This is a genomic window from Paenibacillus sp. J22P169, from assembly GCF_059691995.1.
Genome location: NZ_JCAUAO010000014.1, coordinates 83,252 through 99,312, shown reverse-complemented (window position 1 = coordinate 99,312; position 16,061 = coordinate 83,252). Strand labels below are relative to the sequence as shown.

Sequence of the window (16,061 nt, the reverse complement as noted above, 5' to 3'; positions counted from 1 at the left end):
GAATCATGATCGAACGTTATACACGCCCCGAAATGGCACGCATTTGGACAGAAGAAAATAAATTTAACGCTTGGTTGGAAGTTGAAATTCTTTCTTGCGAAGCTTGGTCAGAACTTGGTGTAATTCCGAAAGAAGATGTGAAAGTATTGCGCGAGAAAGCAAGCTTCAACATCGACCGCATTTATGAAATCGAGCAAGAGACGCGTCATGACGTGATCGCCTTCACAAGAGCGGTTTCCGAGACACTAGGGCCTGAGCGCAAATGGGTTCACTACGGCTTAACGTCGACAGACGTTGTTGATACAGCACTTGGCTACTTGCTGCGCCAAGCGAACGAAATTTTGGATAAAGACATTCAGAACTTCATTGAAATCCTTCGTAATAAAGCGATCGAACATAGAGATACAGCGATGATGGGTAGAACGCATGGTGTTCATGCAGAGCCAACGACGTTTGGTTTGAAAATGGCGCTATGGTACGAGGAAATGAAGCGTAACCTGGAGCGTTTCCGCTTTGCCGCTGATGGCGTGCAATTCGGTAAAATCTCTGGAGCAGTAGGCACGTACGCGAACATCGATCCGTTCGTTGAAGAATACGTGTGCGGCAAGCTTGGTACGAAAGCAGCACCAATTTCGACACAAACGCTGCAACGTGACCGTCACGCAGAATACATGGCTACATTAGCATTGGTAGCAACATCCCTAGATAAATTTGCAACAGAAATTCGTGCCCTTCAAAAGAGTGAGTTCCGCGAAGTTGAAGAGCCGTTTGCCAAAGGTCAAAAAGGTTCCTCCGCGATGCCGCACAAACGTAACCCTATCGGTTGCGAAAGCATTTCCGGTCTATCCCGCGTGATTCGTGGACACATGGTGTCTGCTTACGAGAACGTAACACTATGGCATGAGCGCGACATTTCGCACTCCTCCGTTGAGCGTATTATTTTGCCAGATGCGACACAATTGTTGAACTACATGTTGAACCGTCTTGGCAATATCATCAAGAATTTAACGGTGTTCCCTGAAAATATGAAACGCAACATGCGCAGCACGTATGATGTTCCTTTCTCCGGCCGTGTGATGACGAAGCTGATCGACAAAGGCTTTGCGCGTGAGCAAGCGTACGATACGGTACAGCCGAGAGCGATGCAAGCATGGGAAGAGCAACGTTCTTTCCGTGAAATCGTAGAGAACACATCGGTGATTACAGAAGTATTAAGCCCAGAAGAAATCGCAGATTGCTTCGATCCAAGCTGGCATTTGAAGCATGTAAGCACGATCTTTGACCGTCTTGGTTTGAACTAACAGGTAGATTTTGAAGGGGAAAGGGTGTGGAATTCGTGGCAAACGCAAGCGTGATCGTAGATACAGCTGAGGAAATGGTTAATGCGCCTCTGGTGCATAAAGGCAAAGTACGTGAGCTGTATGATCTTGGCGATAGCTTTTTGATCGTGGTAACGGATCGGATTTCGGCTTTTGATTACATCTTGAAGCCTGGCGTTCCGGATAAAGGATATGTACTGAATGCACTCAGCAAGTACTGGTTCGGAATTACCAGCGGTTATATGAATAATCACATCATCCACACGGATGTTGAAAAGCTTCAAGCGATTATTCCAAGTGCCGCTGATCGTGAACTGTTGAAGGAACGTATTATTGTAGCGAAAAAGGCAGAGCGTATCTCCATCGAGTGCGTGGTACGCGGCTACATCACAGGGAATGGCTGGAGACAGTACGAGAAAACGGGAGAAATTAACGGCATTAAATTACCGGAAGGCTTACGTAAAAACCAACGGTTGCCAGAACCCATTTTCACACCTGCAGCGAAAAATGATGTTGGTCATGACGAGGACATCTCCCTTGAACAAATGAAAGAACTAGTTGGCGAAGAGCTGACTTATGCACTGCAAGAGCGCAGCATTATGCTGTATGTGCTGGCACATTCCATCTGTGAGCAAAAAGGCATTATTTTAGCAGATACGAAGTTTGAATTCGGTTTCTATGCAGGTGAACTTATTATTATTGATGAGATTTTCACGCCGGATTCTTCCCGTTACTGGTCTGAAGATAAATATGCTTTGGATATCGAGATCGATTCCATGGACAAAGAGCCTGTTCGTACGTATTTGGCGGGATCAGGTTGGGATAAAAATAGTGAACCGGACGAGCTTCCAGCTTCTGTTGTGGAAGAGACTTCGAACCGATATAAAGGGATTTTGCACCGCTTGGTTGACTAAAAATGTGGGTTCAAAAAGTCGGGTTTTCAGCACCGAGAAGATTGCGAGAACCTGAAGAAGGAGGAGCGGAGTGTAGGCAAAACCTACATGAGCACCGGACTTCAAAGGTGAACGCAAGATTCGATGTCGAATAGGCTTCTCGGATTGCTTCGTGATCAAAAGACGACTTTTTGAACTACCTCTAAAATAACGCTGAGGAGCGATTTTACAATGAAAGCAACTGTCTATGTAACAATTAAGCAGAACGTATTGGACGTGCAAGGAACAGCAGTACAAGGAGCACTTCACTCCATGGGCTTCGAAGAAGTTGGCAAAGTGCGCATCGGTAAATATTTGGAGCTTGAGCTTGGTACAACAGACAGAGCAGAAGCAGAAGCACGCGTTAAAGCAATGTGCGAGAAGCTGCTTGCAAACACAGTAATCGAAGACTACCGCTACGAATTGGTGTAATAGACACAAGTTAATCAAAGCAGCAAATGCTTACGAAGCTAGTTTTGCTAAAGCAAAACTTTTAGGAGGAAGAAGTCATGAATTTTGCGGTTCTTGTGTTCCCGGGATCGAATTGCGATATCGACTTGTACAAAGCGATTGAAGACACGATTGGTCAACCCGTTGACTATGTATGGCATACGGACGGCGACTTGTCCAAATACGATTGTATCCTAGTACCAGGAGGATTCTCTTACGGGGATTACCTGCGTTGTGGAGCAATTGCTCAGTTTACGAATGTGATGAAGGCTGTCGTGAAGGCTGCGGAAGAAGGCAAATACATTCTAGGCATTTGTAACGGATTCCAAGTGTTGACGGAAGCTCGTTTGCTACCAGGCGCATTGCTGCGCAATAACGGCATGAAATTCCGCTGCCACCAAGCGGTTCTGAAGGTTGAGAACAACACAACGGCGTTCACACGTGATTATGCCGAAGGTGAATTGATCAACATTCCGATCGCACACGGTGAAGGCAACTACTACTGTGACGAAGCTACGCTAAAAGAATTGCAAGAAAACAACCAAATCGTGTTCCGTTATGAAGCGGGCAACAACCCGAACGGATCACTTGATGATATCGCAGGAATCAGCAATAAAGCAGGGAACGTTGTGGGTATGATGCCCCATCCAGAGCGCGCCATTCATGAGATTCTGGGCTCCGCAGACGGTAAGAAAATGTTCACATCAATTCTAAGTGCTTGGAGGGAAAAACATGACGCAGCAGCTATCCGCTAAGGAACCATCAGCCGAACAAATCGCGGAACAGAAGATCTACAAGCAAATGGGTGTAACCGATGAGGAGTTTGCCAAAATTTGCGGTTTCCTTGGACGCAATCCAAACTATGTAGAGATCGGCGTATTCAGCGTAATGTGGTCCGAGCATTGTTCTTACAAAAATTCCAAACCCGTACTTCGCAAATTCCCAGTTACAGGACCTCGCGTTCTAATGGGACCTGGTGAAGGTGCAGGGATTGTAGATATCGGGGACAACCAAGCGGTTGTTTTCAAAATTGAAAGTCATAACCACCCTTCCGCAATCGAGCCTTACCAAGGCGCGGCGACAGGTGTGGGCGGTATTATTCGTGATATTTTCTCCATGGGTGCACGCCCAGTGGCGTTATTGAACTCTTTGCGTTTTGGTAAATTGGAAAACGATCGCGTGAAGTACTTGTTCGAGCACGTTGTCTCCGGTATCGCTGGATACGGTAACTGTATCGGGATTCCGACAGTCGGCGGCGAAGTGATGTTCGACGAGAGCTACGAGGGGAACCCGCTCGTTAACGCAATGTGCGTGGGTCTGATCGACCACGACATGATCCAACGCGGTGTTGCCAAAGGTGTTGGCAACCCAGTCTTCTACGTAGGCCCAGCAACAGGCCGCGACGGTATCCACGGTGCGACATTCGCATCCGAGGAACTAACAGCTGAGTCCGAAGCGAAGCGTCCAGCGGTACAAGTTGGCGATCCGTTCATGGAAAAGCTAGTATTAGAAGCTTGCTTAGAGTTAATCGATTCCGGCATCGTGCTAGGAATTCAAGATATGGGCGCAGCGGGACTTACATGTTCCAGCGCTGAGATGGCTAGTAAAGCAGGTAACGGCATGGAGCTTTACCTGGATGAAGTTCCACAACGCGAAGAAGGTATGACAGCATATGAAATGATGCTGTCTGAGTCCCAAGAGCGTATGCTATTCGTTGTTGAGCCGAAGGATGAGGCGCAAGCTAAAGGTATTTTCGAACGTTGGGGCTTGCACTGCGCGAAAGTCGGTAAAGTTACTGACGACGGATTCCTTAAACTAATCCACCACGGTGAAGTCGTGGCGAACATGCCTGTTGGCGCACTCGTTGACGAGTGCCCGGTTTACAATAAGCCAAGCAAAGTGCCGGCTTATTACGAAGCAAGTGCAGCGATCGATACAACACGTTACCCAGAGGTAACGAAGTTGACGGAAGCGCTGAAATCCGTACTCGCGTCCCCGACGGTAGCGAGCAAAGAGTGGGTTTACAACCAGTATGACTACATGGTTCGTACAGAAACAGCTGTGCGTCCAGGTTCGGACGCAGCAGTAGTAACGATCCGCGGCACGCGCAAAGGTCTTGCGATGACGACGGATTGTAACGGACGCTACGTGTACCTGGATCCAGAAGTTGGCGGACGTATCGCAGTTTCCGAAGCAGCGCGTAACGTAGTTTGTTCCGGTGCTGAGCCGCTTGCTGTGACGGACAACTTGAACTTTGGTTCCCCTGACAAGCCGGAAATCTTCTGGCAGTTGGAGAAATCCACAGATGGTATGGCGGAAGCTTGCCGCTTCTTGGATACGCCGGTTATCGGCGGTAACGTCTCGCTTTACAACGAGAACTCCAAAGGCGCTATCTACCCTACACCGGTAATCGGGATGGTTGGTCTTGTTCATGACATCGATCACATCACAACGCAAAATTTCAAAAACGAAGGCGACATCATTATCCTGTTAGGCGAGACGAAAGCTGAGCTCGGCGGCAGCGAATTCCAATATGTGATTCACGGTGTAACAGAAGGCCGTCCTCCTGAGTTGGACTTGGCGACTGAGAAACGCCTGCAAAACGCAGTACTAAAAGCGATTCAAGAAGGTCTAGTTGCTTCTGCACATGACTTGTCTGAAGGCGGATTGGCTGTAGCACTTGCAGAAAGCTGTATCAGCGGCAACATCGGCGCAGAGGTTAATGTAGCGTCTGATCTTCGTCCTGATTTCGCATTGTTCAGTGAAACGCAATCCCGTATCATTCTGAGCGCTACACCAGACAAAGCGGATGCGCTTAAGCACTGGATCGCTTCCCAAGGTGTACCTTATCAAGAAATCGGAAAAGTAACAGGTTCTTACCTAACTGTGAAAATCAATGACGAACAGCGTCTCCAGTCTCCTGTAAACGAGCTGGCGAAAGTCTGGAAGGATGCGATTCCATGTCTAATGGCGTGAAACAATCCAAGGCCCTGAAGCTTCCTGTGGCACCATTTGAACAACTTGAGAATGGGCAGCATGAGCTTTGGACAGGCGACTATTACAACGAAGGTATTGGCGGCCAAGGTGGATTGTTCGATAAGCTGAATGAAGAGTGCGGGGTGTTCGGGGTGTATGGTCATCCCGACGCTTCCTCATTGTGCTATTACGGGCTGCATGCCCTGCAGCATCGTGGACAGGAAAGTGCCGGCATCTGTACGGTCGATGAAGGCAAGTTCAATTATTACCGTGGGATGGGACTTGCGAAGGAAGTTTTTACAAATGATAATTTGCATCCACTTACGGGCTCAACGGCTATCGCTCATGTTCGTTATTCAACAGCAGGCGAAAGCAAGCTGGCAAATGCACAACCGCTCGTATTCAAATACCGCGAGGGCGATCTAGCGATTGCGACGAACGGGAACCTGGATAATGCCAACATTATCAAGCGTGAACTGGAGCGGAAGGGTTCCATTTTCCAAACAACAAGTGATACCGAGGTTATGGCGCATCTGATTGCTCGCTCGGAGCATGATGATATCGTTGATGCTGTGAAAGATGCGATGAATCAAGTCATCGGCGGCTTCGCATTCCTTATTATCACAAAAGATAAATTGATTGCTGCACTTGATCCGAACGGCTTACGTCCGTTCATGATCGGTCGCCTCGGAGATGCCTACTTGTTCGCGTCGGAGACATGTGCATTTGATGCGGTTGGGGCAACCTATTTCCGTGATGTACAACCTGGCGAGATCATTGTGATTGATCGTGATGGTTTCCGTTCGGAACGTTTTGCAGAGGGCGGCAAGCGCGCGATTTGTGCGATGGAATACATCTACTTCGCTCGTCCAGACAGCGACATTGACACAGTGAATATTCACTCCGCTCGTAAACGGATGGGTAAACGTCTGGCGATGGAAGCTTTCGTGGATGCGGACATTGTAACCGGCGTGCCGGATTCCAGTATTTCAGCTGCGATCGGCTTTGCGGAACAAACCGGGATTCCTTACGAGCTGGGTCTGATCAAGAACCGCTACACGGGCCGGACGTTCATCATTCCAAGCCAAGAGCTTCGTGAGCAAGGTGTCAAAATGAAACTGAGCGCCGTTCGCAAGGTGGTCGAAGGCAAGCGTGTCGTGATGATCGATGACTCCATCGTTCGTGGGACAACGTCCTTACGCATCGTCAACCTGCTACGTGAAGCAGGAGCAACGGAGGTTCATGTGCGGATTTCTTCGCCGCCTTTTATGAACCCTTGTTACTACGGAATTGATACACCGGACCGTAAAGAGCTTATCGCTGCGATGAATTCGATCGAAGAGATTCGCAAAGCGATCAACGCGGATTCGCTTCATTTTCTAACGAAGGATGGATTGTTGGATTCAATCGGTCAAGGCTCCGCAGGGAAAGAAAGCGGATATTGTACGGCTTGCTTCGATAACAACTATCCGACTGAAATTGTTGATGTGACGAAGGTTGGCTGTGCTTGTGATTAATAGCTGAATTTGTGACAGCTTTGGGGTCATTGAATCAGGCAATAGAGAAAACGGGGGTCTAACGACCTCCACCATATATAGACAAACTAAGGAGTGTTGGTCAGTGTCGGATGCTTATAAAAAGGCTGGCGTCGATATCGCGGCGGGGAACGAAGCAGTAGAACGGATGAAAAAGCACGTTAAACGGACATTCCGTCCTGAAGTGTTAACAGATCTCGGTGGCTTCGGCGGGCTGTTCAGCTTGAACAAAGACAAGTATGAGGAGCCTGTACTCGTATCGGGTACGGACGGCGTGGGCACGAAGCTGAAGATCGCTTTTGCCATGGATAAGCATGATACGATTGGGATCGACGCGGTTGCGATGTGCGTGAATGATATTATCGTTCAAGGCGCAGAGCCATTGTTCTTCCTAGACTATCTCGCTTGTGACAAAGTCATTCCAGAAAAAATTGAAGCGATTATTAAAGGGATCGCCGACGGTTGTGCGCAATCTGGTTGCTCACTAATCGGTGGCGAAACGGCGGAAATGCCGGGCATGTATGCACAAGGGGAGTATGACATTGCCGGCTTTACGGTTGGAATCGTCGACAAGAAAAAGATCATCGACGGAACAACGATCCGTCCTGGAGATGTCGTGCTAGGACTAGCTTCAAGCGGTGTGCACAGTAACGGGTTCTCGCTTGTGCGTAAGCTTTTGCTAGAAGATAACGGATATACCCTTCAAGGGCATGTGGAAGAGCTTGGTGACAAGCTTGGTAACGTGCTGCTTGAGCCAACGAAGCTTTATGTGAAGCCAGTTTTGGCTATGTTGGAAGATGTAGCGATCAAAGGTATGGCGCACATTACAGGCGGCGGTTTCATCGAAAATATTCCGCGCGTTCTGCCTGATGGCGTGAACGTGGATATCCAATACGGATCATGGCCGATCCTTCCGATTTTCTCCTTGATGCAGCGTGTAGGTAATATCACGAACAATGATATGTTCCGCACGTTCAACATGGGAATCGGGATGGTTGTGATCGTGGCAGCTGACGATGCAGAGAAAGCGATTGCTGCAGCGGAAGCGCAAGGCGAAAAAGCATATCGTTTAGGCGTTGTAACTGAAGGCGAGCGTGTGGTTACGTTCCAAGGAGCTGACGTATAATGCAGCCTTATCGCATCGCGGTTATGGCTTCAGGAAGCGGCTCGAATTTCCAAGCGATTGTCGATCAGGTACAGAAGGGGAAGCTTGATGTCAGCATCGAGCTTCTTGTCTGTGATCGCCCAAAGGCATTCGTAGTTGAGCGTGCCAAGGAAGCGAAGGTGCCTGTGTTTGCCTTCAACCCGAAGGAATACACAAGCCGTGAGGCGTATGAGACGCTGATCTTGAAAGAGCTGCAGGATCGCCAGGTCGATCTGGTTGTGATGGCAGGGTACATGCGGATTATTACGAATGTGTTGGTTGAGCCGTTCTTCGGACGAATGATTAACATTCATCCATCTTTATTGCCTTCGTTCCCCGGCGTTCGCGCTGTGGAACAGGCTGTTGAGTATGGCGTGAAGCAGACAGGCGTCACGGTGCATTTTGTCGATGGCGGGCTGGACTCCGGCCCGATCATTGCGCAGCGTGCCGTGGAAATCCACGAGCACGAGACAGCAGATTCGCTCACGGAGCGAATCCATGCGGCTGAGCACGTGCTGCTGCCGCAGGTTGTGCGGTGGCTGCGCGAGGGCCGCGTGAGCTTGGACGGCCGCAGGGTTAGCGTGCGGAAGTAGGGTTGAGAGATTAGCACGCGCTTGTGAGCGTGTGTGGCACTTATTTATTTTATTCAGAATTGGGGCTTGGCGCACTGTAGTGATGTTTTTCATCACTATATGAGGCGTGGAGCGAGAAAAAGCTGCTTTAGTGATGTTTTATAACGTTACGGAGCCGATTATGCCCCGAAAGTTGGCGTAACAGGTGTGTTAGTGATGATTTTCATCACTAACGCATGGCTTCCCGCGAAATATATCCGCAGTAGTGATGTTTAACATCACTAAGTACTCATTCACATACAATCCCATTCCCTAAGGAGGAAGCATAGTGGCAATCAAAAGAGCACTGATCAGCGTTTTCGATAAAACGGGCATCGTGGAATTCGCGAGCGAGCTGTCGAAGCTGGGCGTTGAGATCATTTCCACAGGCGGTACGCTTAGTTTGTTAAAGGATAAAGGGGTACCGGTAATCGGTATTTCCGAGGTTACAGGGTTTCCAGAAATCATGGACGGCCGTGTGAAGACACTTCACCCGAACGTACATGGCGGACTTCTGGCTGTTCGTGACAACGAAGAGCACCAAGCGAGCATGAAAGAGCTTGGCCTTGAGTACATTGATCTGGTTGTCGTGAATTTGTATCCTTTTGCAGAAACGATTGCGAAGCCTGATGTGACTTACGAAGATGCGATCGAGAACATTGATATCGGTGGGCCGACCATGCTTCGTTCTGCAGCGAAAAACCATGCTTTCGTTTCCGTTATTGTAGACACAACTGACTATGCGAAAGTGTTGGAAGAAGTCCAAGAGACGGGCGACACAACATTGGAAACACGTAAACGTCTGGCGGCAAAAGTGTTCCGTCACACAGGCGCTTACGATGCTTTGATTGGTGACTATTTGACTGGCCTTCAAGGTGAGCCATACCCAGAGCGTTACACAGTTACGTATGAGAAAATGCAGGAGCTTCGCTACGGCGAGAACCCGCACCAAAGCGCAGCGTTCTACCGCAAGCCGAATGCAGCTGCTGGCAACATCACAACGGCTGAACAATTACACGGTAAGGAATTATCGTACAACAATATTAATGACGCGAACACGGCTCTTCAAATTGTCAAAGAGTTCAGCGAGCCTGCGGTTGTAGCCGTTAAGCACATGAACCCTTGCGGCGTAGGTATCGGTACGAACGTACTTGAAGCTTACACGAAAGCGTACAATGCAGACCCAACGTCCATCTTCGGTGGGATCGTTGCTGCGAACCGTGCGATCGATGAAGCGACAGCGCAGTTGCTGCATGAGATTTTCTTGGAAATCGTCATCGCGCCAGATTTTACACCAGAAGCACTTGAGATTCTGGCTAAAAAGAAAAACATCCGCCTACTCAAAGTAGCCGGTTTGGATACAATCGCTGGTCGTGCATCGCAGCCAGTTATTACGACAGTTGAAGGCGGCATGCTTGTACAAGCTAGCGACGCTTACCAACTGACAGAAGCAGATCTGAAAGTCGTTTCCGAGCGTCAACCGACAGCGGAAGAGATGAAGCAATTGCTTTTCGCATGGAAAGTCGTTAAGCACGTTAAATCTAACGCCATCGTACTTGTGGCTGACGATATGACTGTGGGCGTAGGCGCTGGTCAAATGAACCGTGTCGGCGCAGCGAAAATCGCGATCGAGCAAGCTGGCGATAAAGCGAAAGGCTCCGTCCTTTCGTCCGATGCGTTCTTCCCGATGGGCGATACCCTTGAAATGGCAGCAAAAGCAGGCATCACTGCGGTGATTCAGCCAGGCGGCTCCATCAAAGACGAAGAGTCCATTCGCGTTGCCAACGAAAACGGCATTGCTATGGTTATGACAGGCGTTCGTCACTTTAAACACTAAAACAATTGAGAATGCTCACGATTCGTAAGTGGACCGTGGGCATTCCCCATGAGAGGGGATTCCAACAAATGCGTGTATTAGTTATTGGACGTGGCGGACGTGAGCATGCGATTGTATGGGCACTGAGCAAAAGCCCAAAAATCAGCAAACTGTTCTGCGCACCAGGAAACGGCGGAATTGCCGGCTTAGCGGAATGCGTGCCGATTACGGAGCTTCAATTCGAAGAAATCAGTACATTTGCCAAGGAGCAAGCGATTGACTTGGTTATGGTTGCGCCTGATGATCCGTTAGCGGCAGGTTTGGTCGATCATTTGGAGTCAAAAGGGATCGAGGCGTTCGGTCCTCGTGCAAACGCTGCGATTATTGAAGGCAGCAAGGTGTTCATGAAGCAGCTGCTCAAAAAATACAGCATCCCTACGGCAGCTTACGAGTCTTTTGACGCGTATGAGCCGGCACTTGCTTACTTGCGCTCGCAAACAGCGCCAATCGTCATCAAAGCAGACGGCTTAGCCGCTGGTAAGGGTGTTACGGTTGCGCAAACGATGGAAGAAGCGGAAGCAGCGCTGAAAGACATCATGGTGGGTCAGGTGTTTGGTAAATCTGCAGGTGCAAGCGTCGTGATCGAGGAGTTCCTGACAGGACAAGAAATGTCTTTACTGGCGTTCGTTGATGGTCCGACGGTGCGTTTGATGGTGCCTTCACAGGATCATAAGCCGGTTTTCGATAACGATAAAGGACCGAATACAGGCGGAATGGGGACGTATTCCCCACTTCCACATATTCCTGAGTCCATCGTGCAAGAAGCACTTGTGAACATCGTCCAACCAACGGCGGATGCGATGGTGGCAGAAGGCCGTCCGTTCAAAGGCGTGCTGTATGCGGGTCTGATTTTGACTCCGAACGGTGTGAAAACGATTGAGTTCAACGCGCGCTTCGGTGATCCGGAGACGCAGGTGATTTTGCCGCGATTGAAAACGGATTTGCTGGATATTTTCCTAGCAATCAACAATGGTACGTTGGCTGAGCAGCCAATCGAGTGGAGCGAGCAAGCCGCAGTATGCGTAATTGTCGCTTCGCCAGGATACCCTGGACCGTATCCAAAAGGACTTCCGATTACAGGTCTTGATCAAGTGCAGGATTCCCTCGTGTTCCACGCGGGTACAGCAGTTGATGAGAACGGGCAAATCGTCACGAATGGTGGACGCGTGCTTGGTATCACTGGTCTTGGTAAGGATATCATCGAAGCTCGTCAGAAGGCTTATGCGGATGCGGATCGGATCCATTTTGAAGGCAAGCATTACCGGACCGACATTGCGATGAAAGCATTGAAATAGGTTGTAGGAACGGCGGCTAGACCAACATAAAAACACAGTCCTCTAGAAGCGTCTACCCGATTGATTGGGAGCGTGGTCAAAGGGCTGTGTTTTTTTTGCATAAAGGGAGGGGCGGAATTGGTGGAAGAGACAAAGTTGATGGAGCGTGTACAGAAAGGGAGTGCCCCCGTGCGTGGAATAGATGGATTTTCTACAGGTAAAGTAGTGAAATTCTCCCATTCTCGGCGACTAGATGGATTTCCTCCAGTTAATTTACGGTATTTCTGGTGTTATGGGGGGAGTGCAAAGAAAAAGCTGTAGATTTTCCATTTAAGTCCGATAATAAAAGGAATGGCTCAGAAATAGCTGTAGGTTATCCAACTACTTTTTATCCCAGCCGCGAATATACTTGCTTCTACCCTTGTAGACGAAAAAACACGCAAGTAACGCAAGAACGATTAATGAAATGGACAGCCAGTGATCAGTGATATAATGCCAAAATGTCTGCATAGCGGGACCTCCCAAATGTGGAGAAGCATGGTAGCGTTAGTTTCGTGAATGTTGGGCGTTTTTATACAAATAGAGAGAAAAGGGGACGTCGATGTGGTAAAAAGAATACGAATCCTCGCGGCGGTCATTACGCTTAGTGCTGGGTTGGCTGCTTGTGGGGAAAAGCAGCATGAGGCAGCGGACCTGCCTACGGCTGAGGCGGTGCATAGTGCGGAGGCTGCAACAGCTGCGACGGCTGCTACGATTGCATCGACTCCGACACCCGAGGTGCAAGCAGCCTCCACAGCTGCACCTACACCAGCGCTGTCGCCAACGGCGGCTCCAACATCCGTCGTAACAATGCCTAAGGCGGCTGCTACCTCGGCCCCTATCAATAACCAGACCAACAAGCTCGTGATGATCGATCCTGGGCATCAACGGGTCGGTAATAACGCGCCTGAACCGGTCGGTCCAGATACGCGGGAAACAAAAGCCAAGGTCAGCTCGGGAACCGTTGGCGTAAGCACAAAGAAGCCGGAGTATGTGCTCAATTTGGAAGTATCCTTGTTGCTAAAAGCGGAGCTAACTCGGCGTGGAATCAACGTCACGATGACGCGTGAGAAGCATGATGTGGATATCAGCAATAAGCAGCGTGCGGATATGGCTAACGAGGCCGGTGCAGCGTTGGTCGTACGCATTCATGCGGATGGCGATGGCTCGGCGAGTACGAAGGGGTTTTCGGTGTTGTACCCGTCCGCTGCGCAACCAGCTGTTAAGCCTATCGCAGCGGAAAGTAAGCAAGCCGCGGGGTATCTCTTAGCTGGCTTGCAGCAAGCCACAGGCCAGAAGGGCCGAGGCCTATCGGCGCGTGACGACCTTAGCGGCTTCAACTGGTCGAAGGTACCCGTCGCGCTCGTTGAGATCGGGTTCATGACGAATCCCGAAGAGGACGAGAAGATGTCGGACAAAGCCTATCAACAGAAGCTGGCCACTGGGATCGCGGATGGGATTGAGCAGTATGTGAATGGTAAGTGATACGGACGGAGCGTTAGTGGTTTTATTTTCACAGATTCGAGAATAATGTAGATAATTGGCACGGAATTGCGAGTGGGAGGGGGAGTTGCGATGTTACCAGCATTTTTTATTGCACATGGCTCACCGAACTTGGCCATTGAGCAGCATGCGTATACGGACTTCTTGCAAAGACTTGCGATGTCGATACCAACGCCGAAAGCCATTGTTGTGTTCAGTGCTCATTGGGAAAGTGCTGTGCAGCAGATTAGTTCGGCAGTCGAGCCTGAAATGATGTACGATTTCTCGGGCTTCTCGGAAGAACTTTATGACATTAACTATCCTGCTAAAGGGGATCTAACTCTAAGCCTCCATATCCAACAGTTGTTTCAGGAAGAGGGCATCCGCTGTGAGCTTAATGACAGGCGTGGCTTGGATCACGCGACCTGGGCACCTCTCTCCATTATGTATCCCGATGCGCAGATACCGGTTGTGACTCTTTCAGTTAACCCTAGGCTTACGCCAGAGGAACATTATCGGATTGGTGCCGCGTTAGGTTCACTAAGGGAGGAACAAGTGCTGATCATTGGCAGTGGCGGAACGGTTCACAATCTGCGTAGGCTGGATGACAATAATCCTGTTCCGCAGCTATGGGCTGTGGAGTTTGACGAGTGGTTAGCGGAGCAGCTAGAAACGTGGAACTTGGAGGCGCTGATCCGCTACGACGAAAGGGCGCCGCATGCACGGGAAGCTGTTCCGACGCCGGAGCATTTTGCGCCATTGCTGATTGCGCTTGGAGCAGGTGATGCTTCAAGGAGCGCGAAGCTGCTGCATCATAGTTTTCAAATGGGCACACTGAGCTTATGCTGCTGGATGTTTGGCAGTCTGAAGGTGCGTAAGAAGGAAGATTAGAACGTTCCAGGACTACTCAATCCAGAAACCGTCCCTTATGCTCTGGCTTCGGCAGCATACATTGCTCGGTCTTGCCGAACCAGCGATAGCGGTTGCGTGCAACGAAGTTGTATCCGAGGTTTCGGATCGGAGCTGGGATCGCGATGGCTGCATAGGCCAGCGGCCAAGCGCCGCGCAAACGCCTTGCAATTCGCAGGGCAGCCGAGCTGCGTGTATAAGAGCGGTCACCTTCAATCAGCACAATGGTGCTGAGTTCATCAAGGGGAAGCTTATGCTTGGTAAGCAGGCGTTGTCCGGATTCAGACTGGAGAGAAGCGAAGTGAAACACGCCCTTCGGGTCGTTTCGCAGGATGAATTGCACGCTACTACTGCAGAGCAGGCAAACACCATCGAACAAGATAATGAATGGATGATCATTGTAATTCGACATGAGTATCTCCTTTGACCCGCACATTGGTTGGATGAAGCTTCTCTTTATTATACGTCGGTCCGACGGTAGAGCAAATGCCAAAGAATCGTGGGATTAAATGGTGTCACGGCAGCGGACCAGGCAGGGTTGACGAAAAAGCGATGAGGTAGTATAGTTCTCATATACCTATAGGGGTATGGGTAACATCGACGATGGTTGGCGTGTAAAAAGATCCAATAGGCAAGCGGCATTTTTTTTGCCATTTTATATACCCCATAGGGTATATAATCCCGCGTTCATCCCAATAAGAAAGGCAGGAACTCAATGGAGGTTACATGGATCTTGATTATTTTCACCTTAGGCATCTTGGGCTCATTCATTTCAGGCATGGTGGGGATAGGCGGTTCCATTATTAATTATCCAATGCTGCTGTTCGTGCCGCCGGCGCTAGGCTTTGCGGCTTTTACGGCACAAGAGGTGACAGCCATTAGCGCTGTACAGGTGTTTTTTGCCAGTCTCATGGGGATGTTGGTCTATCGCAAGGGCGGGTTCATTCATTTGCAGCTAGTTGCATATATGGGTGTCCCGATTATTCTAGGAAGCTTCTTGGGAAGTTTCATTTCCAATGGACTGCCGAGTGCAACGATTAACTTGGTCTATGCCGTGTTGGCGCTGATTGCAGCGGTATTGATGTTCCTGCCTAAGAAGGGAACTCCAGATACGCCTGACAATAGTCAGATTACGTTTAGCAAAACGCTCGCCATTAGCCTTGCTCTGGTTATCGGTCTGGTGTCGGGCATTGTGGGCGCGGCGGGCGCGTTCATCACAGTTCCGGTGATGCTTGTTGTTCTCAAAATTCCAACCCGAGTGGCTATCGCCTCATCACTAGCCATCACATTCCTAGCCTCTATCGGATCCACAACAGGAAAGCTGCTGGGCGGGCATATGCTCTTGATTCCTTCGATTGTGCTCATCGTCGCAAGTACGATTGCTTCACCCCTAGGTGCAAGGCTGAGCAAGCGAGTGAACATTAAGCTGCTACAAGGGATTTTAGCTGTATTGATAACGGCAACGGTCGTCAAAATTTGGATGTCCATTTTGGCATAAAAGATACTCACTAACG

General features: G+C 49.5%; 16 protein-coding genes. 14 read left to right on the top strand and 2 right to left on the bottom strand.

Going from position 1 to position 16,061, the window contains the following annotated elements; genetic code table 11:
* The first annotated feature begins 5 nt into the window (after nt 1-5).
* The 11 genes from purB (at nt 6) to AC58QG_RS33735 (ending at nt 12,438) form a co-directional block, all read left to right on the top strand.
* A complete protein-coding gene (gene purB / locus AC58QG_RS33785) occupies nt 6-1,301 on the top strand; it encodes an adenylosuccinate lyase (RefSeq protein ID WP_497366402.1) in 1,296 nt (431 codons plus the stop codon).
* A 50-nt stretch (nt 1,302-1,351) separates the two neighbouring features.
* Nucleotides 1,352-2,233: a phosphoribosylaminoimidazolesuccinocarboxamide synthase gene (locus AC58QG_RS33780; RefSeq protein WP_497366435.1), complete on the top strand. Its 882-nt coding sequence runs from the start codon at nt 1,352-1,354 to the stop codon at nt 2,231-2,233.
* Nucleotides 2,234-2,443: 210 nt separating this feature from the next.
* A complete protein-coding gene (gene purS / locus AC58QG_RS33775; RefSeq protein ID WP_028556672.1) occupies nt 2,444-2,683 on the top strand; it encodes a phosphoribosylformylglycinamidine synthase subunit PurS in 240 nt (79 codons plus the stop codon).
* Nucleotides 2,684-2,760: 77 nt separating this feature from the next.
* Nucleotides 2,761-3,456 (top strand): phosphoribosylformylglycinamidine synthase subunit PurQ, encoded by a 696-nt coding sequence (gene purQ / locus AC58QG_RS33770; protein ID WP_028556673.1) that lies wholly within the window; start codon nt 2,761-2,763, stop codon nt 3,454-3,456.
* Nucleotides 3,434-5,677 (top strand): phosphoribosylformylglycinamidine synthase subunit PurL, encoded by a 2,244-nt coding sequence (purL, locus tag AC58QG_RS33765; protein WP_497366401.1) that lies wholly within the window; start codon nt 3,434-3,436, stop codon nt 5,675-5,677. Before purQ ends, purL begins: the two co-directional genes overlap by 23 nt.
* On the top strand, nt 5,662-7,194 hold the full coding sequence (gene purF / locus AC58QG_RS33760) for an amidophosphoribosyltransferase (RefSeq protein WP_497366400.1): 1,533 nt from the start codon (nt 5,662-5,664) through the stop codon (nt 7,192-7,194). Before purL ends, purF begins: the two co-directional genes overlap by 16 nt.
* Before the next feature lie 103 nt (nt 7,195-7,297).
* Nucleotides 7,298-8,338 (top strand): phosphoribosylformylglycinamidine cyclo-ligase, encoded by a 1,041-nt coding sequence (gene purM, locus AC58QG_RS33755; protein ID WP_056612773.1) that lies wholly within the window; start codon nt 7,298-7,300, stop codon nt 8,336-8,338.
* On the top strand, nt 8,338-8,949 hold the full coding sequence (gene purN, locus AC58QG_RS33750; protein ID WP_497366399.1) for a phosphoribosylglycinamide formyltransferase: 612 nt from the start codon (nt 8,338-8,340) through the stop codon (nt 8,947-8,949). Before purM ends, purN begins: the two co-directional genes overlap by 1 nt.
* Nucleotides 8,950-9,256: 307 nt before the next feature.
* Complete coding sequence (gene purH / locus AC58QG_RS33745) at nt 9,257-10,804, top strand: bifunctional phosphoribosylaminoimidazolecarboxamide formyltransferase/IMP cyclohydrolase (protein WP_497366398.1); 1,548 nt, start codon at nt 9,257-9,259, stop codon at nt 10,802-10,804.
* 68 nt (nt 10,805-10,872) lie between these two features.
* Nucleotides 10,873-12,138 (top strand): phosphoribosylamine--glycine ligase, encoded by a 1,266-nt coding sequence (gene purD / locus AC58QG_RS33740; RefSeq protein ID WP_497366397.1) that lies wholly within the window; start codon nt 10,873-10,875, stop codon nt 12,136-12,138.
* Between the two features lie 120 nt (nt 12,139-12,258).
* A complete protein-coding gene (locus AC58QG_RS33735; RefSeq protein ID WP_497366396.1) occupies nt 12,259-12,438 on the top strand; it encodes a hypothetical protein in 180 nt (59 codons plus the stop codon).
* Between the two features lie 60 nt (nt 12,439-12,498).
* On the opposite strand, the gene AC58QG_RS33730 is transcribed toward AC58QG_RS33735, so the two are convergent.
* The gene (locus tag AC58QG_RS33730) at nt 12,499-12,627 is read right to left on the bottom strand and encodes a hypothetical protein (RefSeq protein ID WP_497366395.1); all 129 of its coding nucleotides are present in this window, start codon (nt 12,625-12,627) and stop codon (nt 12,499-12,501) included.
* A gap of 93 nt (nt 12,628-12,720) precedes the next feature.
* Between AC58QG_RS33730 and AC58QG_RS33725 the strand changes: the two genes are divergently transcribed.
* Nucleotides 12,721-13,641 (top strand): N-acetylmuramoyl-L-alanine amidase family protein, encoded by a 921-nt coding sequence (locus tag AC58QG_RS33725; protein WP_497366394.1) that lies wholly within the window; start codon nt 12,721-12,723, stop codon nt 13,639-13,641.
* 90 nt (nt 13,642-13,731) lie between these two features.
* Complete coding sequence (locus tag AC58QG_RS33720; protein ID WP_497366393.1) at nt 13,732-14,529, top strand: DODA-type extradiol aromatic ring-opening family dioxygenase; 798 nt, start codon at nt 13,732-13,734, stop codon at nt 14,527-14,529.
* Nucleotides 14,530-14,545: 16 nt separating this feature from the next.
* Here AC58QG_RS33720 and AC58QG_RS33715 read toward each other — a convergent pair whose 3' ends face one another.
* A complete protein-coding gene (locus AC58QG_RS33715) occupies nt 14,546-14,959 on the bottom strand; it encodes a thiol-disulfide oxidoreductase DCC family protein (protein WP_497366392.1) in 414 nt (137 codons plus the stop codon).
* Between the two features lie 303 nt (nt 14,960-15,262).
* Between AC58QG_RS33715 and AC58QG_RS33710 the strand changes: the two genes are divergently transcribed.
* Complete coding sequence (locus tag AC58QG_RS33710) at nt 15,263-16,045, top strand: sulfite exporter TauE/SafE family protein (RefSeq protein WP_497366391.1); 783 nt, start codon at nt 15,263-15,265, stop codon at nt 16,043-16,045.
* Nucleotides 16,046-16,061 lie beyond the last annotated feature (16 nt).